Here is a 19651-nt window from a genome sequence, read left to right on the forward strand (position 1 = left end):
CGCAATTTCCAGCTTTCTTTTGTTATACTGTAATAAGTTAAGATATATATTTTAGAGGAGGCATATTTATGAAATATGGTGTTGCAGCATTTCCGTCAAAAGAATTACAGGATCTCGCCAATTCTTACCGCAAACGCTATGATCCTCATTATGAGTTGATTACACCTCACATCACTTTGAAGGAACCGTTTGAAGCGGATGGCACAGAAATCAAAGAAGTCGTGGAAGAAATGGCGAAAATCGCTAAACGCCAAAAGCCTTTCAAGCTTCACGCAACTCGCGTCAGTTCTTTTTCACCGGTTACAAACACGCTTTACTTTAAAGTAGAACCGAATGAAGAATTGTTGGCTTTGCATGAAGATCTGCATTCCGATTTCTTCGGCGGCATGCCGGATTATTCATTCGTTCCGCATATTACTATTGCCCAAAAATTGTCTGACTCCGAGCATTCGGATATCTTTGGCCAATTAAAAATGGCGGGCATCGACCATGAAGAAACAATCGACCGTATCCACCTCCTATATAAACTTGAAGATGGTTCGTGGACAGTCTATGACACATTCCGTCTGACTGGAGCTGAATAATAATTGCAGAAAGTCAAAATCGCTGAAAGCGAACTCCAAAAAGAACAGGCCTTTGAAATCCGGCGCAAAGTTTTTGTAGACGAGCAGCAAGTGCCTCTGCATATTGAAATGGACGAGTATGACGATGATGCCACTCATTTCGTTGGATATAACCTCCAACAGCCGATTGCTGCAGGACGTATCCGTGAAATTGAAAATGGCATCGGAAAAGTCGAACGGGTTTCTGTATTGCCCGAATTCCGAGGACAGCATGTTGGTGTTCTGATGATGGATGCGATGGAAAAACATGCACGCTCCGTTGGAATGTCGAGCCTGAAACTCAACTCACAGTCATACGCCATTCCATTCTATGAAAAATTGAATTACACCGTAACTTCTCCGGAATTCCTCGACGCAGGAATCCCGCACAGAACGATGGAGAAGAACCTGCATGCTTAAAAGAAAAGCGACAGCGCCCGTTTAGCCCCGACAAGCGCTGGAGGGCTTGGAAGTAATGGCGTTCTTTGCCATTGCAGCCAAGCCCGAAGCGACTCGAGGGGATGGGCCGCTGGAGTCTGGACAACGAAAAGCGCAAGCGCCCGTTAAGCTCTGAAAGGCATAAGACGATTTGGCGGAGCGGCGTCTTTTCAGCCGCATAGCCAAAGTGGCTTATGACCCGAAGAGCTGGGCCGCTGGAGTCTGGACAGCTATACGCTCTTACAGAGTAATTGCAAATATACAAAATTAAAACTTTTCTCCACTTAAAAAAATCCAGCCCCTTTTAAATAAGGGCTGGATTTTTTATTTCATTCAGAAACCGATTTCTTTTTTCAATCCTGCAGAATTACAGAACGTGATAGCCGCTGTCCACATGGATTGTCTCACCGGTAATGCCGCGTGACATTTCGCTGAACAGGAATACAGCTGTATCGCCGACTTCTTCAGGAGTCGTATTGCGGTGCAGCGGAGCTTTTTCTTCAATTTCATGCAAAATCGAGTTGAAATCGCTGACTCCTTTGGATGACAAAGTACGGATAGGGCCTGACGAGATGGCGTTGACACGAATATTGTGCTTGCCAAGATCCGCTGCCAAATAACGGACGGACATTTCAAGGGCGGCTTTTGCCACACCCATTACGTTGTAATTAGGCAGTACCCGCTCCCCGCCGATATACGTAAGGGCGACAATGCTGCCTCCTTCAGTCATTAACGGTTTAGCATATTTTGAAATGATGGTAAGTGAGTAGGAACTGATATTTTGTGCAAGCAAATAACCTTCCCGGGAAGTTTCTGAAAAATCTCCAGATAATTCTTCTGTCTTTGCGAAAGCGATGCAATGCGCCAGCCCATCGATTTTACCGGCTTGTTCCTTGATAGTGCCAAAACATTTTTCAACATCTTCGTCACTTGTAACGTCACATGGAAGAATTAGATCATGTTCGCCTTCGAGAGTCGCAACCAAGTCACGGACGGATTTTTCAAAACGTTCCCCGGCGTATGTAAAGATCAAGTTGGCGCCTGCCTGGTCCAGCGAACGGGCAATCCCCCAAGCGATACTGCGTTTATTGGCCACTCCCATGATTACATACGTTTTGTCTTTTAATGATATAGACATTGTCATTCCTCCTGATTTCTGTTTATTACCTGGTACTAATATTACATCATAAAAAAGAAAAGTGCAATTTGCACTTTTCTAAAGGTTGCTCAGGAATGTTGTTGCCAGCCCCAAGTATATTAAGATTGAAATAATGTCATTCAGCGTAGTGATAAATGGACCCGATGCAACGGCTGGATCAATTTTCAAGCGGTGTATCAATAAAGGGATGAAAGATCCCGCGAGAGTGGCGACGAAAATGGAACCTGCCACAGCAGTTCCGACCAATAATCCGATCAGTAATTCCCCTTTCCAGAAATACACCAAACCAACGACCACCACACCGCAGACAAGACCAGTGATCAAACCGGTGCCTGCTTCACGGAACAGCAGCTTCATCTTGCTTTCTTCTTCTATATCTCCAGTTGCAATCCCGCGCACCGCAACAGCCAGTGCCTGTGTACCGCTATTCCCTGCCATTCCGGCAATAAGCGGAATAAATACGGCCAGCAGAGCCACTTGATCCAAAGTGGATTCAAACATTCCCATCAGGTTTGCGGTAAGCATACCAAGGAAAGTCAAAAGGATCAGCCAAGGGAGCCTTTTTTTCGCAGCGCTGAATGGGCCTCTGTCGAAATTATCCATATCGGAAACAGCTGCCAGTTTGGAATAGTCATCAGAAGCTTCCTCATCCAGTACATCGATAATATCATCGACCGTAATGATGCCGAGGAGGTGATTCTGAAAGTCCACAACCGGCATCGCCAGGAAATCATAATCCTTGATCATGCGTGCTACTTCTTCCTGGTCTTCACCGACCGAAACACTTACTACCCGGTCATTCATGATCGATTCTATCAAGGTGTCTTCCTCAGCGATGATGAGGTCGCGCAAGGTAACAATCCCTGCAAGCCGTTTCGCTTCATCTATGACAAAGACATAATAGATGGTTTCTGCATCCGGTGCGGCGTTCCGCAAAATATTCATCGCAGACCGCACGGTGGAATTCTTCGGTATTGCGACAAATTCAGTGGTCATTATAGAACCTGCTGTATATTCTTCATAATGCAGCAGGTCTTTGATTTCCCTGGCTGAATCTTTGGGCATAATGGTGAGGTAGCTTGCCACCTGGTCTTTGGTAAGATTATTCAAAACGTCTACCGCATCATCCCGGTACATAAAGGACAGAAGATCTGCGGCATACATGGAATTCATTTCTTTAAAGAGATTTTCGTATTCATCATCATCCAATTCGATTGCCTCGAAAATATCCGCCATTTCCTTAGGAGAGAGATACTCGTAAAGCTTTTGGCGGGTTTCAAGTTCCGCCTTTTCATAAAAGCCCGCTTGGTCATATGGATGGTGGGAAAGGAATTCTTCCCTGAATTGCTCCAATTCCCCTTCTTCCAGCAACTGCATCAGCATTTCTTCATTCAATTCTTCATCACGTACTGTTTGTTCTTCCAGCATCATGGCTCCCTCCTTTCGAATTTGCGACACTCCGCTTTAGTAGTCTATACGTTACACTATAATTATGTATAGTGAAATTTTTAATAATGAGGTGTTTTTATGAAATATGACATTATTGGCGACATCCATGGTTGTTTTGATGAGTTGATGGAATTGCTTGAAAAACTGGGCTATACCTTTGAAAACGGAATTCATATCCATCCTGAAGGCAGGCTTCCCGCATTCGTTGGGGATGCTATGGACAGAGGCCCCTATTCGCTCAAGGTATTGGAATTATTGTTCACAAGACAGGACAAAGGCACCCTTCTATATGCCCCGGGCAATCATTGCAATAAACTCTACCGTTTCATGAAAGGGAATTCCGTTCAACTGGCGCATGGTCTGGAAATCACAATTGCCGAATGGCAAGCGCTGCCCAAAAAAGAGCAGCAAAAGTTCCGCAAACGCTATATCCGCTTTTACGAAGAATTGCCTCAATATCTGGTGCTGCGTGATGATTTGATCGTAGCGCATGCCGGATTGAAACAGGGCATGATCGGCGAACCCATGAGCAAAAACATTAGGGTGTTCACCCTATATGGAGATATCACCGGGAAGTTCCATGCAGATGGCCGTCCAGTTCGCCGGGATTGGGCGAAATCCTATAAAGGCGAACCGTGGATCGTTTATGGCCACACGCCTACCGAAGAGCCATATATTATCAACAGAACCGCCAATATCGACACAGGATGTGTTTTCGGCGGCACGTTGACTGCATTCCGTTTTCCAGAAAAAGAACTGGTTTCCGTCCCATCAAAGCAACCTTACCAACCTGAACGCTTTCACCGTTTCATCTGATGAGCGCAGCCATATCTTCTCGGTTTGGCGATTCAAACAGGAGGCCTTCGCCTGTGACCGGATGGACCAGTTCCAATTCGCGGCAATGAAGAGCCTGGCGGCTGATTAAGTTCCTTGTTCCGCCGTATAAGTCATCTCCAACAAGTGGATGATTGATGTGAGCGAGGTGTACACGTATTTGATGGGTTCGTCCGGTGTTCAGTTTCAGTTGGATATGGCTGAATTCCGGGTAGGCTTTCAGCAATTTGACTTCAGTTTCTGCGAACTGCCCATCGGCACGTACTTCCCTTTCGATGATACTGGAATTCTTTCTTCCTATCGGTGCAGTAATCGTAAATCGTTTTTGATCTATTTTTCCGTGGGCCAAAGCCTCATAGCGACGCGACATTTTTTTCTCCTGCTGCTGTATTGACAGCATATGATGGATATGGCGATTTTTTGCAATACAGACAAGTCCGCTGGTGTCACGGTCCAACCTCGTTGCAATATGCAAAGTCGCTGGAATTTCATTGTCTTCAAAATGTTTGGCCACTATATTCGCCAGGCTTCCGGAAGGATGTTCGCGGGAAGGGATGGTATTTTGCAAAGGCGGCTTGTCTACAATAAGAAGAGAGTCGTCTTCGAAGACTATCTTCAAGTCACCACTCTCTGCCTGCAGTCCTTTTCCAAGCTCTTCCAACGGAAAAACAACGGTCACCGCATCTCCAGATTCCAAGGGATGCCTGACCGTCACTTCATTGCCGTTGACCAATATCTGTCCGCCGCCATATTTTACAGAAGCAAGCGTCCGCTTCGAAATGCCCCAATTATGCAAAGCTTCACGAAGCAGGCCTTTTTCACCGGCAACATATTTCAATTCAAATGGTTTCATCGAGCTTCCTCGCTGTCGATAAAGGAATCATGGACCCGTCTCCAGAATGGGAACGGACGGAATCGTGCAAATCTTACTTTTTGGTCAGCCACTTTGTATTCGATCGAACGCACATCTTTATGAAGTAATTGAAGATGGTCGACCGTCACCATAAAGTCCGGCGCTTTTACCGGACGAAGCGCACAACGATGATGCGACGGCAGCACGAGCGGAGAACCGACCGTCCGGAAAACCCGGTTATTGATGGAAGCCATTTCAGTCAATTGCATCGCTTCAAGTGATGGGTGGATGATTGCACCACCAAGTGCTTTGTTATAGGCTGTGCTTCCTGAAGGCGTCGACATGCATAGGCCGTCTCCACGGAACCGTTCAAAATGGCTCTCATTCAAAAGCACATCCATAACCAGCGTTACATCCGGTGACTTTACAGTCGATTCATTCATCGCCAGATATACCGCAGGTTCTTCTTTATTGCGGTAATGGATACTTGTCTCGAGCAACGGATATTCGATGACTTCGTATTCTTTTTTGGCAATCGAAAGCACCAATTTTTCAATTTCAATCGGTTTCCAGTCAGCGTAAAAGCCGAGATGCCCTGTATGTATTCCGACAAACGCTACTGACGACAATTGGTCCGAGTATTTATGGAAGGCATGCAGCATTGTGCCGTCGCCGCCTATTGACAAGACAATATCCGGCTGCTCCTCATTCCACTCCATTCCGAAGTCAGTCAAATACGCACGTGCTTTGTCCATTAATTCATTTGATAAATCATCACTTCTCGACATTATGAAATATTTCATCTCTTTGTTCTGCCTCCTTCTTGGTCCCCGGGAAAATGTGTTCTTGGCGAATCTTTAAATTCCGTGAAATAAGCCTGTGCTTCCTGGATTTCATCACGGATTTGCGACATTTCTTCATCAAGTTGAAACGCCGCTTCTGCTGCACGCTGCAGCCTCAGCTTTATTTCGTCCGGAAAAACTCCCTTGTATTTATAATTCAATGAATGCTCGATGGATGCCCAAAAATTCATTGCCAAAGTCCTGATCTGTATTTCAGCCAATATCAATTGTTCCCCGTTGATGGTTTGAACGGGGTACTCGACAATCACGTGATACGACCGGTAGCCGCTTTGCTTTTCCCGTGAAATATAATCCTTTTCCTCGACAATGCGAAGATCGTTGCGGTTCCTGAGTAAGTCGACAACCGTTTCAATATCTCCGACAAATTGGCACATCATCCGCAGCCCGGCAATATCCTGCAGTTCCCTCGCAAGCTCATCGGACGGCTCAAACGGTATGCCTTTTTCGAGCGACTTGTCATAAATACTGGCAATCGGTTTAACCCGGCCTGTTACAAACTCGATAGGCGAGTTGATATTATCCGTTTCATATAGTCTCCGCATGCCTTTAAACTTTATCTTGAGTTCATCGACTGCCTGTTTATAAGGCGCTAAAAATCGATCCCATTGTCCCATAACCGGTCCCCCGCTTCCGTGTGCACACATCTTTTCCATTTTTTTAATCACATTATTTTGTACAATCCGCTTCGGCGCTTTGGACAAGGCTCCCGCAATAAGCCGAGAAGTACACTCGTCTTATTGCTTCGCCCAGTCCGGCGACGCGCCTGTGCTGTGGTCCACTTCTAGATATGGAGCAAAACAGCGAAGACGCCTTGGGGAGCAAGCGAAGTGCTGAAATCCACTCGGGCGAAGACCCGAGTTAGTTCAGCGCGAGTCCCCGGCAAGCGAAGCTGTTTTGCGCAATATCGGCTTTTTACTTCACCTTGTATAGTGATATTTTAACACAGCACTGTCATTCGTTGCAGTTTGACTGGAATTATCCCATAATAAAATCAAGTGAGGTGCTGAAGATGACTAAAGAACTTGAGATAGAGTTCAAGAATTTATTGACTCAGGAAGAATACATAAAACTGCTGGATTCCTTCGGATATAACCCAACTGACGCACATACCCAAATCAATCATTATTTTGATACAGCGGATTTTAAATTACGCGGCCAAAAGTCTGCGCTTCGTATACGGCAAAAAGGTGAAGCCTATGAATGTACTCTGAAAGTGCCGGCTGAAAATGGTAATTACGAGATTACCGATACCCTTGATCAACAGCAGGCCGAAGACATCCTTGAAAAGCGTAATTTCGCTGCTGAAGAAGTTGCGGATGCCTTAAAAGAAATGGGCGTCCCTCCTGAAAACCTTGATATACTGGGCAGCCTGGCTACCCATCGCATTGAATTTCCTTACAGGAATGGTTTGTTGGTGCTCGATCATTCCGAGTATCATGGCATGGAAGACTTCGAGCTGGAGTATGAAGTGGAAGATTTTAATGAAGGCAAACAGAAGTTTCAGGACCTGCTGACGGAATACAATATCCCTTCCCGTAAGACAGACAAAAAAATAGCCCGCTTCATGAAAGCGTCAAAAAAGGACTAATAATAAGATAAAATTATTCAATCAAAACATTCTTATACCAATTTATGTAAATTGGTTAATCGATTTATTTGAGAAAATACTGTTCCGTTGTTAGAATGAATTTACAGCTACAGCAAAGGAGACATTATGATGACTGGAAAACCTATACTTCCGTACGATGAAATCGGCGCGGAACGACTGTCTCAATTAGTGGACGCATTTTATGCACGCGTTGCTATGCATCCAAAGCTTAAGCCCATATTTCCTGATGACTTAACAGAAACCGCCAGAAAGCAAAAGCAATTTATGACACAATACCTTGGCGGTCCCAATATATATTCAGAAGAACATGGACATCCCAGACTTAAAGCAAGGCACAATCCTTTTCCCATTACACCAGAGCGGGCACAGGCCTGGCTTGAATGTATGAACGAAGCAATGGACGAAATCGGATTAACCGGGAAATTCCGTGAAACCTTCTATAATCGGCTGGTCTTGACTGCTCACCATATGGTCAATGAGCCCGACAGTGAGGAGGAAATGGTTTGAATAACCTCGACTTGGCGAAAGAGATCTACGACAACCCGAACCCTGTAAAGCCTATGGAATTGTATGTTTTCTTAGATCCCCTCAATACGGAATGCTGGGAACTCCAATCCGTCATGAGGAAGCTCCAGATCGAATATGGCCATTATTTTTCAATGCGTGTAGTGCTCAGCACGAAATTATTCAATTTAAACAGCCAGCAAAAAACCTCTTCGATTGCCACCGACAGCCTTACCCATCCGGTGCTGGCGTCAGTCGCAGTCAAAGCAGCGGAATTGCAGGGTAAACGTGCAGGCAATCAATTCCTGCATAAATTACAGGAACAGCTTTTCCTGAATACGCAAGATGTATCTTCCTATAAGGTGCTATTGGAAATTGCTGAAGAAGCAAATCTCGATCAGGAAGAATTCAAAAAAGATTTCCACTCCGTCCATACTGCAAAAGCTTTCCAATGCGACCTGCAGATTACTAGAGAGATGGAAATCACGGAAGTTCCGAGCATCGTCTTTTTCAATGAATGTATTGAAGATGAGGGTGTAAAAATTTCTGGACTGCATTCATATGATACTTATCTGACTATTCTTCAGGAAATGCTTGGCAGCGACACATTGAACCGACAGGCGCCACCGCCGCTCGAACAACTTTTTACTAAATACACAACGATTGCGACAAAAGAAATCGCTTCTATATATAACATTTCGCATGAAACAGCAGAGCGGGAAATGAAAAAACAGATGCTCCAGCAAAAAGTTGAACGCATCAGCCTGCCCGATGAAACTTTATGGAAAATAAAATAAGCACGGCGCCAATTGGCGCCGTGCTTATTTTTTTGTAACTATAGAAAAACGCCTGCCACGTCCGGCAGGCGTTTTTCATTACACAAAGGGGATGGGAGAAATGTTCACGCTCAAACAAAGGGGTGTATGTTTGTATGTGATTTATTTCACAACTTAACTTTATCACGGAATAATTGTTTATGCAATAATTCACAAACTAATTCACAAATTTGTCATATTAGTAAGTAGAATGAGATTTATTTAATTATATCAAAATAACGAAAAAAAGAGAGACCCCTTATGAAAGAGCCTCTCGTAAACAATATTATTTTTTAAGCAATAACTTCTCCAGTTCAATTAATTTTTCCTCAAAAACTTTGCATGCCTCTTCTACTGGAGATGAAGAAGTCATATCGACACCTGCTTTTTTGAGGACTTCAATCGGGTAATCCGAGCTTCCAGCTTTCAGGAATTCATTGATGAAACGATCGACAGCCGGCTGCCCTTCTTCCAGAATACCTTTGCTTAATGCTGTGGCGGCACTAAAGCCCGTAGCATATTGGAAGACATAGTAATTATAGTAGAAGTGAGGAATTCTTGCCCACTCCATACCAATCTCTTCATCCACTGCCACATCTTCGCCAAAATATTTTTTATTCAATTCATAATAAACTTCCGTCAGGCGGTCAGCTGTCAAAGCTTCGCCTTCCTGATCCATTTTGTGGATAGTATGCTCAAATTCCGCAAACATTGTCTGGCGGAATACGGTACCGCGGAAACCATCAAGCCAGTGGTTAAGCAAGTAAATACGCTCCTGATCATCTTCCGTTGCTTTCACCATATATTCGTTCAGCAAAGCCTCATTTGTAGTAGAAGCAACTTCAGCGACGAAAATAGAATAATCACCATAGACGTAAGGCTGTGACGCGCGCGTATAGTGACTGTGTACGCTGTGGCCGAATTCATGGGCCAAAGTGAAAAGGTTATCGACATTATCCTGCCAGTTCATCAGGATATAGGGATTTGTTCCATAAGCGCCTGATGAATAAGCTCCGCTCCGCTTCCCTTTATTCTCCAGAACGTCTACCCATCTGTTCTGTATGCCTTCAGCGACAATCCCTGTATATTCCTCCCCAAGTGCAGACAAACCTTTCAGCATGATGTCTGTCGCTTTTTCATAAGGGATTTCCATCTTCACTTCTTTAACAAGCGGCGTGTGCATATCCCACATATGGACCTTATCGATGCCAAGTACTTCTTTGCGCAGAGCCGCATAGCGATGCAATAAATGCAAATTATTGTTTACGGTTTCCACAAGATTATCATAGACACTTTCCGGAATATGGTCATCCGCTAAAGCTGCATGCCGTGCTGAATCATATTTACGTACTCGTGCGTTCACGTTATCACGTTTCACAGTTCCGGCTAATGTTGACGCAAAAGTATTAAGGAACTTGCCATACGTTGCGTAAACCGCTTTAAAGGCATCTTCACGGACACGGCGGTCTTTGCTTTCCAAGAAGCGGATATAGTTGCCATGTGTAATCTGGACCGTTTCCCCGTCTTCATCTTTAATCTCTGGAAACTCCAAATCTGCGTTATTCAGCATGCCAAATGTTTCGGAAGATGCGCTGCCAACTTCAGATAATTGAGCAAGCAGTGATTCCTGCTCAGCCGGCAAAACATGCGGACGCATGGCGTTCAATTCTTCCAGGGCATGCTTATAAAGTTTGAGCCCTTTATGTTCTTCCACATATCCATTTAAAGTTTCTTCATCGAGCTCAAGGATTTCCGGGGTCAAGAATGACAAGCCTGCCGCAATCTTTGCGTACAATGCCTTAATTCGGCTATCCATTGCCTGATATTTCGAATTGGTCGTATCCTGATCGTAGCGCATATGAGAATATGTATATAATCTTCTCAAACGTTCCGACAATTCGTCCTTATAAGTCAAAACTTCAAACAGGGATTCTGCTCCCCCTTTCAATTTCCCTTCGTATGAACCTGCTTTTTCAGCGAGTGCAGCAACTTCTTTAAACTCACTTTCCCATGCTTCGTCTGTCGGAAATATGTCTTCCAGCTTCCAGGTTAATTCAACTGGTACTTCTTCACGTTTCAATATTTTATTAGCCATTTATTTTCCTCCTTCGTCCTTCTCTTTCGGGAGTCGAACTACATCTTATTTTCTCAATTTTCGTACGCTTTTGCAATAGATATCATATAATGCATCTATTTGCTTTAACTGATCGCCTTCTGCATCTTCCACTTCTTTCAGAAAATCTGCATAGTCGTTTAGAACCGCCTCTGCTTTCCTTGCATCTGAGGCACCCTGAATCTTGATAATACCGGAAGAAATTACTTTTTCATTTGGAATTCCCTGGCGGTATGCACGGAGCATTTTCAATTGCCATATAACCACATGGCCTGCAATGCAATCGGCTCCTGAAATAGGCACACCGATCGAGTCAGGGAGATTTCGCATATCCAATTGAAGTTCGTAGCAAAGAAGCCAGAACGGATTCTGATATCTTCTTTTGGCGAAGTACTGGGACTGGACGAAACTGGCGCGTGCGTTTACAAAAATTGTGCAGATGGAATCGAAATCTTTTTTAGAAAGAGGTTTGGGTTTCGCAAACGGATGAGTCTGCCTGTCCAATGGCAAAGTCACAACTTTTCCGGCCCATTTGCTGCCACTGATATGGAATAGGTTCGAAAAATATTGAAATTGCTTTACTTCAGGATTTAAAAGCATTAAATAATTTGAGTGATTATGATTCAACAGCATCTCTCGCTGATATTCCCTGATTCTGAGTATCTGGATTCTGTTTTCCATAGTTTCTTTGCTTCCTGCAATCCAGATGAATTCAAGTCCATGCCTTGAGTATGCAGCAGACCGTCTCACTATGTCTGTTGCGGATATGGGGCTGCATTGATATTCAATCACAGTATGCCGAGCAACAAATACATCGGCCCTTTGCCGGATGTCCGGTAAATACGATTCAATTTCCACTGGAATGCCTTTAGTGATGAAAAATTGTTGAAGCAAAATCTTGCCCTGAAGGTGCAAGGAAGATTCCTGTTCGCTGGAACCGCAAACTGATAGAGACTTATGGGCAAAGTGAGGAATTTTAATATCACCAATTTTCAGGAGCACGCTGCTTCCACAATCGGGACAGTAAAACTTATGAAGCTTTCTCAAGATGAGCAAGTCTTGTCGGTTAAGCTCCTCCGTTAAATAGATCAGGTTTTGTTCAGCTGTTTTAGCGACTAATATGTCTGTCACGCTCCTTTTCTCAATTATAGAATTAAGACTGAATATAAACAATATTCAAATTAATTAAAGAGAGCGCAGACAGATTTCAACAAACCATATAAAAGAGCCCGAAAGAAAAAGTAATGCTTTTTCTTTCGGGCTTTATATAGGTTTATAAGTTTTTATTAGCCGAAATAATGCAGTACGTTAGCTAATGCATCTTTTTTGAAAATTTCCTTACCGTATTCTTCAAGACGATGAATCGTTACAGGAGAACCTTGAAGATATTCTGTAAAGACACTGATATGGTCTTTGATATCATCATCTGAATGCAGGATTTCGTCAAAGCTGACATGAAGGAAATACTTGCCTTCAAAATGGTATAAAGCCGTTTCGATTGGTACATATTGCAAACGGCGTGACAATGGAATCAATTCATCAACTTCAGTAACTACATAACTGTATTCAAGATTTTTGGTATCCGGTTCGTTGAAAACAGGTTCGAATTCATCAAATTCTGTAGCAGCTGATGCACCGTCCTCATTTGAAAACATTCTGCGGCGTTCTTCTATATCATCCGGCATATCGAGCTTTTGGCCGTCTTTAGTCAGTTGGGCACGTGTAACTGTAACTTCCAGTCCTTTGTCCATTGCCTGGACTTGAATCCATAGCGGACCTTCCATAACAAAATCGGCTTCTTCATTGACTTCATCCATCATTTCCCAAAAAAGTTCTTCACTTTTATCTCTGTTGAACCATATTTCATCACGGCTGAACCCACGTTCTTCAACGTCGAGATAGGAAATGTAAAATTTAACTGTGTTATCATTAATGCGTTCTATTTCCATTTTACACCTCTCCTTTCGAATTGGACCAAGAGGATCTTCCTCATAAGCCGTGCGGTGTTGCTTTCTTTATTATATCGCGTTTTGAACTGTATGAGAAAGTTAATGCCTATATCCATAAGTCAGGCGGCGGATAATTATTTTAGAGTTTATGCCAATTAAACAAAAATTGCAAGATATATAACTGATTTAAATACAGAAAAGCTGTCCAAAGATCCATTATGAATTGACATAAAGGCCGGACAGCTTTTAGCTTATTTTCAGTTCACCATTCGTTGAGCTTCAAGCAATTGATATGCTCTCACTTTACGAGGGAGGAACCGGCGGATTTCATCTTCGTTATAACCGACTTGCAGTCTTTTTTCGTCCATGATGATCGGCCGGCGCAACAGGCCAGGGTGTTCCTGGATTAACTCATATAATCTCTGAAGTGGAAGACTTTCAACATCGACGTTCAATTTCTGAAAAATTTTCGAACGTGTTGAGATAATTTCATCTGTTCCATCTTCTGTCATTCGTAAAATCTCTTTAATTTCACTGATTGTAAGAGGTTCAGAAAATATGTTGCGTTCTGTATATGGAATATCATGCTCTTCCAACCATGCTTTTGCTTTTCGGCAAGATGTGCAACTTGGGGAAGTAAATAGCGTTACCATCATAATTGAACACTTCCTTTCGGATTCGGGGAATTCCATTTATATCTTACTAAATTAGAATGAATATAATTTAGAAGCTTTACATTCATTATACAATAACTCACTTAAATTGAATATAGAAATCACAAATTAATATAGGAAATGCATAATACTTGTCACATAATCGCTATAATTCTACTTTATCATAAACTGCTACATTATAATTTTACCCGCTTCTTTTAACAGTTAAACCCAAAATATTATTTTTTTTATTCTCAATTAGAAGTTTCTTTTTGAAAATAAATCCTACACTTAATAGTACGATTCAAACAATAAAAAGTTTCATAAAAAAGAAGCTGATTTAAAAAAATCAGCCTCTTTTCATCAATTAATTGTTTGGGGTATAATCTACGCCCGGAGAATACGTATTGCCTGCATTCCAGAGAAGAAATTCTTCTATGCCGTTATCGTTCAGCGCCTTGATCTGGGCTTCAACTTCAGCTTTTCCGTAGTTCAGGTAATTCCCTGCCCCAAGATAAGACGCAGTGAAATCCTGCAGCCATGGACGTGAAACCGGCGGGTTCTCAAGCTCGCCCAATTTTGCGTTTTCCACTTTTGCATATTCAGCCACTAATTTATATGGTTCCAGATCCGGTTTTGCAATTCCAAAATACGAAGTCCAGTGACTTGGATAAATCATAGAAGAGATAACATCAACGTTTTCAGAGATTTTAGAGAAGTTCTGGCCAATCCCTGGTGCTTCAGGCAAAGTCGCAGAATAACCGAAGATGTCGACGGAAACTTCTACATCATAAGGTTTTAATTGTTCATGAGCATAGGCTACAAAATCTGTGACTGCAGCAACACGGCTTTGTACTCCATCATACTCGTCGCCCCCGTACTCACCTTTAGAATACTGCAATGTATCTGCACGGTTCTCAAAGCCTTCAGGGAAACGGACATAGTCGAATTGGATTTCCTTGAAGCCCAATTTTGCAGCTTCAATGGCGATGTCCACATTATAATCCCATACTTCTTTCATATAAGGATTGACGAAAGCTTCCCCTCTGCGGTTCTTCCATACCTGACCGCCCTCCTGGAACGACCACTCTGGCTTGTTTTCTGCCAGCGCTGAATCCTTAAATACCACCACACGCGCTATTGGATAGATTTCCTCTTGTTCTAAACGCTCAAGCATTGCTCGAGGATCTTTGATATAAGGTTGGCCAATTTCATATTCAGCTATCTGGGAACCTTCTTCAGGTACATAAGTCAGATAACCGAAATCTTCTTTAACATCAATGACCATTGCATTCAAATCAGTTGAACCGACCAAATCAATCAGGCTGTCAAAACGCGCTCCCCCAGCGGAATGTCCTGTAACGAATATTCCACGGACTGCGTCTGGGTATTCAAATGTAAGACCCGAGTTGTATTTGAATAACTGTGAGCTGGACAGAACTTCCGAATTTATTTCAATTGCACTGTATGTACGTGTTGTGAAGTCTTGTGCTTTCTCATCTGCTGCCATAGCCGGTGCCGTAGCTAGTCCACTGAATAATAAAGCGGTTGCTGCTGCTAATTTTATTTTTTTCATATTCACCTTAACATCCTCTCAGTTGTCTTTCTCATTCCATTTTATCATCATTTTGACAAATTGAAACAAAAAAATAGCAATACCACGATGTGGCATTGCTAAAATTTTTACACTTTTAAAGAACCAGCTTTCAAAGCTTCAAATTCACGTTCAGAACAATCCACAAAATGTCCAGGAGTGATTTCTCTCATACGGACATCTTCGCCTTCCGTGTAATTATGGGAAGCCGGATCGTAGGATTTACGCACGCGATTGCGCTCGTAGTTCGGATCTGGAAGCGGTATCGCTGAAAGCAATGATTGCGTGTAAGGGTGCATTGGATTGTTATAAAGATCTTCAGCTGGTGCAAGTTCCACCATTTTACCGAAGTACATAACAGCGATGCGGTCAGATATATATTTGACCATTGAAAGGTCATGGGCGATAAACAAGTAAGTAAGCCCTTTTTCTTTCTGCAAATCTTTCAACAGGTTGACGACCTGCGCCTGGATTGAAACGTCCAATGCGGAAATCGGCTCATCGGCAATGATGAAATCAGGATCTACCGCAAGTGCACGGGCAATTCCCAAACGCTGTCTTTGTCCACCTGAGAATTCGTGTGGATAACGGTTTGCGTGTTCTTTATTCAGTCCAACAGTTTCCAGCAGGTCGAAAACCATTTGCTCGCGTTCTTTTGAATTTTTGGCCAATCCATGGATATCAATGCCTTCTGCGATAATATCCATGACTTTCATCCGTTGGTTCAATGAAGCATATGGATCCTGGAAAATCATCTGCATCTTGCGGTTGAATTTCTTCAGATCTTTTTTTGATTTCTTGCCGTGGACATTTTCACCTTCATACAATACTTCTCCATCAGTTGCATCGTATAAACGGATAATAGAACGTCCGGTAGTGGATTTCCCGCAGCCAGACTCTCCAACAAGACCTAAAGTTTCACCTTTGTAAATGTCGAACGAGATGCCATCGACTGCTTTCACTTCATTGGCTTTACCAACATTGAAATGCTGTTTTAAGTTTCTGATTTCTAGTAATTTCTCAGCCATCAATTTGCGCTCCCTTCATAATAACGGCTACCAGGGAACTTTTTCATTCTTTCGATAACACTCAACGGAGGCTCAACTTGCGGTGCATCCGGGTGCAACAGCCAAGTCGCAGCCATATGAGTATCTGAGATTTTAAAGAATGGAGGATCCATTTCCATATCAATCTTCATCGCATATTCACTGCGCAGAGCAAATGCGTCCCCTTTCGGAGGATCCAAAAGATCAGGCGGCGTTCCTGGGATAGCATATAATTTTGCATCTTCAGTGTCTAAAGATGGCATTGAACTTAATAGTCCCCATGTATAAGGATGCTGAGGGTTGTAGAATATTTCATCTACAGTTCCAATTTCAACGATCTTGCCTCCATACATTACTGCTACACGATCCGCAACATTGGCAACAACCCCAAGGTCGTGTGTGATGAAGATGATCGAAGTATCAATTTTTTTCTGAAGGTCTTTCATCAACTCAAGAATTTGAGCCTGAATTGTAACATCAAGTGCCGTCGTCGGCTCATCTGCAATCAGAATCTGCGGATTACAAGCAAGTGAAATCGCGATAACAATACGCTGGCGCTGTCCACCGGAGAATTGGTGAGGATATTGCTTCATCCGCAATTCCGGTTTTGGCATGCCTACAAGGCGCAGCAAATCGATAGCCACTTTGCGGGCTTCAGTTTTGCTGATTTTTTGGTGCTTCAGCAATGGTTCTGTAATTTGGCGGCCGATTGGCATCGTTGGATTCAACGATGTCATCGGATCTTGGAAAATCATCGAAATATCTTTCCCGCGGATTTTCTGCATTTCTTTATCGGACAGTTTAGTCAGGTCTCTTCCACCGAATAAAATCTCTCCATTTTTAAACTCAGCTGAACTCTCAGGCAATAAACGCATGATGGATTTTGTGGTAACAGATTTACCTGAACCCGACTCCCCCACGATTGCCAGAGTTTCACCTTTGTATAAATCAAAATTTACACCCCGTATAGCTTTTACTTCCCCGCCAAAAGTGTTAAAGGAAAGTTCGAGGTCTTTAACTTGTAGAATTTTCTCCATCTTCGGCTTTCCTCCTTAATCTTTCATCTTAGGATCGAGGGCATCACGCAATCCATCACCGATCAAGTTGAATGCGATCATGATCAAACTCAATACGAATGCCGGGATCGCCAAGATATGCGGCTGATACTGGATTAATTTATAACCGTCGTTAATGAGTGTTCCAAGTGAAGCATCCGGTGCCTGCAGCCCCAATCCGATGAAGCTTAAGAAAGCTTCAAAGAAAATAGCTCCAGGAATCGTGAACATTGTGTTGATGATGATAACACCTAATACGTTAGGCATTAAATGCTTCCAGATAATACGTCCGTCAGTGGCACCCAATGTACGGGCAGCCAAAACGAATTCCTGTGTTTTGTATTTAAGCACCTGTCCACGGACAACCCGCGACATACCGGTCCAACCGGTTATGGTCAGTGCGATGATAATGGCCAATATACCTGGATCCATGATCATGATGAATAGAATTACAACAACAAGGTTTGGAATACCTGTCAAAATCTCAACGATACGCTGCATGATGTCATCGACTCGTCCGCCGAAGTAACCAGAGATACCGCCATAAATTACACCGATCAACATATCAATTGCCGCTGCGGCAAATGCGATGAACAGTGATACCTGAGTACCTTTCCAAACACGCGAGAACATATCGCGCCCAAGACCATCAGTACCGAACCAATAGTTCTGTTCAACATTCTTCATTTCGTATAAATCCACTTCTTTACCGCCAAGTGTACCAACGCCATCAAAAATACCCAGATTTTCAATTACCGGAATTTTAGGCGGCAGGTTTGCGTGTGTGATCGTTTGTGAATTTGGTGAATAAGGGCTGATAACCGGCCCAAGCAATGCCATGAAAACAATCAATCCGAACAGGATAAGACTGAAAATGGCACCTTTGTTCTTTTTAAGTCTGCGCCATGCGTCCTGCCAAAAGCTGACACTTGGTTTTGAGATGCGTTCAGCCTGCTGGGTATCTCTTTCTATTCTGTCAAAAGACCCTTGAGGCAATTTATCATAGTTTTGAGTCATTAACTCTTACCTCCTGAAAGACGGATACGAGGATCTATAATACCGTACATAATATCGACAATTAGAATTACTAGAATCAGGAATACCGAGAAGAAAATCGTAGTTCCCATGATAATTGAGAAGTCATTCACCATAATTGACTTAACGAATTGTTCACCGATTCCTGGAATCGCGAAAATTTGTTCTACAACCAGTGAACCTGTCAAAATACCGACAGCCATTGGCCCAAGGACCGTAATCAAAGGAATCAATGCATTCCGGAATGCATGTTTGAATGCAATTTCAGAACCGCTTGCGCCTTTAGCTTTAGCAAGCGTAATGTAATCCGATCCCAAGACTTCAATCATTTCAGTTCTGATGAACCGTGCTGCTGTAGCGAGTGGGAACATAGCTAATGCAATCGAAGGAAGTACGCTGGACATAAATCCGTCTTTCCATAAGGCCACAGGGAACCATCCCAGTTTCAACCCCAAGAAATATTGAAGCATGGAAGCGAATACAAACGATGGAATTGAAATTCCGATGATTGCGACAACCGTACTTGAATAGTCAACCCAGGAATTTTGCCTCAATGCTGCAATCATTCCCAGTAAAATGCCCAATACTGTTCCCAAAACCATTCCCTGGAATCCAATTTGTGCAGATGGACCCATACGGCTCAATATAACATCAGTTACGTTCGCGCCTTTAAATTGGTTTATTGAAACTCCAAGATCACCTTGTACTAGGCCAAACATGTAATTAAAGTATTGAACTGGAAGGGGATCGTTCAGACCATACCTTGCTTCTACGACTGCCCTTTGTTCTGGAGATAATTTATCTGCGGAAGCGATAGGGGAACCTGGTAGTATCTTCATCAAGAAAAAAGTGAATGTGGCAATCAATGCCAATGTAATCACCATATATATTATCCGTTTACCAATATATCTTGCCATGTTGCACCTCCGAAATAGAATACTTCTATTATATAAGCTCTGTTTATGTATGGAAACAAAAACTTATTTTTTTCAAATTTAGCAGAAAAGGGTTAATTTTCGGTGAACTTTCCTACATTAGAAAAGAGAGTATATCAAGCTTAAGTAGCGATATACTCTCCTT

General features: G+C 42.9%; 20 protein-coding genes. 6 read left to right on the forward strand and 14 right to left on the reverse strand.

The annotated features are described in order from the left end of the window. Window positions 1-68: 68 nt before the first annotated feature. Window positions 69-584, forward strand: a complete 516-nt coding sequence (locus DP120_RS07625) for a YjcG family protein (RefSeq protein WP_112223042.1) — start codon at window positions 69-71, stop codon at window positions 582-584. 3 nt (window positions 585-587) lie between these two features. Further along, window positions 588-1022: a GNAT family N-acetyltransferase gene (locus DP120_RS07630; RefSeq protein ID WP_112223043.1), complete on the forward strand. Its 435-nt coding sequence runs from the start codon at window positions 588-590 to the stop codon at window positions 1020-1022. A gap of 385 nt (window positions 1023-1407) precedes the next feature. Here the strand turns inward: DP120_RS07630 and fabI are convergent, their stop codons facing one another. Further along, on the reverse strand, window positions 1408-2178 hold the full coding sequence (gene fabI, locus DP120_RS07635; RefSeq protein WP_112223044.1) for an enoyl-ACP reductase FabI: 771 nt from the start codon (window positions 2176-2178) through the stop codon (window positions 1408-1410). 78 nt (window positions 2179-2256) lie between these two features. Next, window positions 2257-3582 (reverse strand): magnesium transporter, encoded by a 1326-nt coding sequence (mgtE, locus tag DP120_RS07640; RefSeq protein ID WP_420812431.1) that lies wholly within the window; start codon window positions 3580-3582, stop codon window positions 2257-2259. Window positions 3583-3726: 144 nt separating this feature from the next. Here mgtE and prpE point away from each other — a divergent pair, with 144 nt between their 5' ends. Next, window positions 3727-4464, forward strand: coding sequence for a bis(5'-nucleosyl)-tetraphosphatase PrpE (prpE, locus tag DP120_RS07645; protein WP_112223046.1), 738 nt, complete (start codon window positions 3727-3729; stop codon window positions 4462-4464). Here prpE and DP120_RS07650 read toward each other — a convergent pair. Genes DP120_RS07650 through yjbM form a run of 3 tightly spaced genes read right to left on the reverse strand, consistent with a single transcriptional unit; the run spans window position 4457 to window position 6812 of the window. Then, window positions 4457-5335 (reverse strand): RluA family pseudouridine synthase, encoded by an 879-nt coding sequence (locus DP120_RS07650; RefSeq protein WP_112223047.1) that lies wholly within the window; start codon window positions 5333-5335, stop codon window positions 4457-4459. The genes prpE and DP120_RS07650 overlap by 8 nt on opposite strands. Then, on the reverse strand, window positions 5332-6138 hold the full coding sequence (locus DP120_RS07655) for an NAD kinase (RefSeq protein WP_112223048.1): 807 nt from the start codon (window positions 6136-6138) through the stop codon (window positions 5332-5334). Before DP120_RS07655 ends, DP120_RS07650 begins: the two co-directional genes overlap by 4 nt. After that, on the reverse strand, window positions 6135-6812 hold the full coding sequence (gene yjbM, locus DP120_RS07660; RefSeq protein ID WP_112223049.1) for a GTP diphosphokinase: 678 nt from the start codon (window positions 6810-6812) through the stop codon (window positions 6135-6137). The genes DP120_RS07655 and yjbM overlap by 4 nt, the downstream gene beginning before the upstream one ends. 395 nt (window positions 6813-7207) lie before the next feature. Between yjbM and DP120_RS07665 the strand changes: the two genes are divergently transcribed. The 3 genes from DP120_RS07665 to DP120_RS07675 all read left to right on the forward strand — a co-directional run bounded on the left by DP120_RS07665 (window position 7208) and on the right by DP120_RS07675 (window position 9108). Next, entirely contained in the window at window positions 7208-7786 is a 579-nt protein-coding gene (locus DP120_RS07665) for a CYTH domain-containing protein (protein WP_112223050.1), read from the forward strand. Window positions 7787-7915: 129 nt separating this feature from the next. Then, complete coding sequence (locus DP120_RS07670) at window positions 7916-8314, forward strand: globin domain-containing protein (protein WP_112223051.1); 399 nt, start codon at window positions 7916-7918, stop codon at window positions 8312-8314. Next, on the forward strand, window positions 8311-9108 hold the full coding sequence (locus tag DP120_RS07675) for a ClpXP adapter SpxH family protein (RefSeq protein WP_112223052.1): 798 nt from the start codon (window positions 8311-8313) through the stop codon (window positions 9106-9108). The genes DP120_RS07670 and DP120_RS07675 overlap by 4 nt, the downstream gene beginning before the upstream one ends. 304 nt (window positions 9109-9412) lie before the next feature. Here DP120_RS07675 and pepF read toward each other — a convergent pair whose 3' ends face one another. From pepF to opp3b, 9 genes are all read right to left on the reverse strand, one after another. Continuing rightward, on the reverse strand, window positions 9413-11221 hold the full coding sequence (gene pepF / locus DP120_RS07680) for an oligoendopeptidase F (RefSeq protein WP_112223053.1): 1809 nt from the start codon (window positions 11219-11221) through the stop codon (window positions 9413-9415). 45 nt (window positions 11222-11266) lie between these two features. Then, window positions 11267-12370: a competence protein CoiA gene (locus tag DP120_RS07685; RefSeq protein ID WP_165843738.1), complete on the reverse strand. Its 1104-nt coding sequence runs from the start codon at window positions 12368-12370 to the stop codon at window positions 11267-11269. A 155-nt stretch (window positions 12371-12525) separates the two neighbouring features. Then, window positions 12526-13188, reverse strand: a complete 663-nt coding sequence (gene mecA, locus DP120_RS07690) for an adaptor protein MecA (protein ID WP_112223055.1) — start codon at window positions 13186-13188, stop codon at window positions 12526-12528. 257 nt (window positions 13189-13445) lie between these two features. Beyond that, the gene (spxA, locus tag DP120_RS07695) at window positions 13446-13841 is read right to left on the reverse strand and encodes a transcriptional regulator SpxA (RefSeq protein ID WP_008429739.1); all 396 of its coding nucleotides are present in this window, start codon (window positions 13839-13841) and stop codon (window positions 13446-13448) included. A 367-nt stretch (window positions 13842-14208) separates the two neighbouring features. Then, a complete protein-coding gene (locus DP120_RS07700; protein WP_112223056.1) occupies window positions 14209-15417 on the reverse strand; it encodes a putative glycoside hydrolase in 1209 nt (402 codons plus the stop codon). Window positions 15418-15524: 107 nt separating this feature from the next. Beyond that, entirely contained in the window at window positions 15525-16463 is a 939-nt protein-coding gene (locus DP120_RS07705) for an ABC transporter ATP-binding protein (protein WP_112223057.1), read from the reverse strand. Beyond that, window positions 16463-17518 carry an ABC transporter ATP-binding protein gene (locus tag DP120_RS07710; RefSeq protein ID WP_112223058.1) on the reverse strand — a complete coding sequence of 352 codons (1056 nt, stop codon included), beginning with the start codon at window positions 17516-17518 and terminating at the stop codon, window positions 16463-16465. Before DP120_RS07710 ends, DP120_RS07705 begins: the two co-directional genes overlap by 1 nt. Window positions 17519-17533: 15 nt before the next feature. Continuing rightward, window positions 17534-18553: an oligopeptide ABC transporter permease gene (gene opp3C, locus DP120_RS07715; protein WP_112223059.1), complete on the reverse strand. Its 1020-nt coding sequence runs from the start codon at window positions 18551-18553 to the stop codon at window positions 17534-17536. Further along, the gene (opp3b, locus tag DP120_RS07720; protein ID WP_112223060.1) at window positions 18553-19488 is read right to left on the reverse strand and encodes an oligopeptide ABC transporter permease; all 936 of its coding nucleotides are present in this window, start codon (window positions 19486-19488) and stop codon (window positions 18553-18555) included. The genes opp3C and opp3b overlap by 1 nt, the downstream gene beginning before the upstream one ends. Window positions 19489-19651: the final 163 nt, after the last annotated feature.

The organism is Planococcus halotolerans (genome assembly GCF_003289955.1).
GTDB lineage: Bacteria > Bacillota > Bacilli > Bacillales_A > Planococcaceae > Planococcus > Planococcus halotolerans.

Coding starts and splice junctions, on each gene's coding strand:
- DP120_RS07705 (WP_112223057.1), bottom strand. CDS start 16,463: ATGGCTGAGAAATTACTAGAAATCAGAAACTTAAAACAGCATTTCAAT.
- pepF (WP_112223053.1), bottom strand. CDS start 11,221: ATGGCTAATAAAATATTGAAACGTGAAGAAGTACCAGTTGAATTAACC.
- DP120_RS07700 (WP_112223056.1), bottom strand. CDS start 15,417: ATGAAAAAAATAAAATTAGCAGCAGCAACCGCTTTATTATTCAGTGGA.
- DP120_RS07665 (WP_112223050.1), top strand. CDS start 7,208: ATGACTAAAGAACTTGAGATAGAGTTCAAGAATTTATTGACTCAGGAA.
- DP120_RS07670 (WP_112223051.1), top strand. CDS start 7,916: ATGACTGGAAAACCTATACTTCCGTACGATGAAATCGGCGCGGAACGA.
- DP120_RS07650 (WP_112223047.1), bottom strand. CDS start 5,335: ATGAAACCATTTGAATTGAAATATGTTGCCGGTGAAAAAGGCCTGCTT.
- yjbM (WP_112223049.1), bottom strand. CDS start 6,812: ATGGGACAATGGGATCGATTTTTAGCGCCTTATAAACAGGCAGTCGAT.
- fabI (WP_112223044.1), bottom strand. CDS start 2,178: ATGTCTATATCATTAAAAGACAAAACGTATGTAATCATGGGAGTGGCC.
- opp3C (WP_112223059.1), bottom strand. CDS start 18,553: ATGACTCAAAACTATGATAAATTGCCTCAAGGGTCTTTTGACAGAATA.
- DP120_RS07710 (WP_112223058.1), bottom strand. CDS start 17,518: ATGGAGAAAATTCTACAAGTTAAAGACCTCGAACTTTCCTTTAACACT.
- prpE (WP_112223046.1), top strand. CDS start 3,727: ATGAAATATGACATTATTGGCGACATCCATGGTTGTTTTGATGAGTTG.
- mgtE (WP_420812431.1), bottom strand. CDS start 3,582: ATGCTGATGCAGTTGCTGGAAGAAGGGGAATTGGAGCAATTCAGGGAA.
- mecA (WP_112223055.1), bottom strand. CDS start 13,188: ATGGAAATAGAACGCATTAATGATAACACAGTTAAATTTTACATTTCC.
- spxA (WP_008429739.1), bottom strand. CDS start 13,841: ATGGTAACGCTATTTACTTCCCCAAGTTGCACATCTTGCCGAAAAGCA.
- DP120_RS07655 (WP_112223048.1), bottom strand. CDS start 6,138: ATGAAATATTTCATAATGTCGAGAAGTGATGATTTATCAAATGAATTA.
- DP120_RS07625 (WP_112223042.1), top strand. CDS start 69: ATGAAATATGGTGTTGCAGCATTTCCGTCAAAAGAATTACAGGATCTC.
- opp3b (WP_112223060.1), bottom strand. CDS start 19,488: ATGGCAAGATATATTGGTAAACGGATAATATATATGGTGATTACATTG.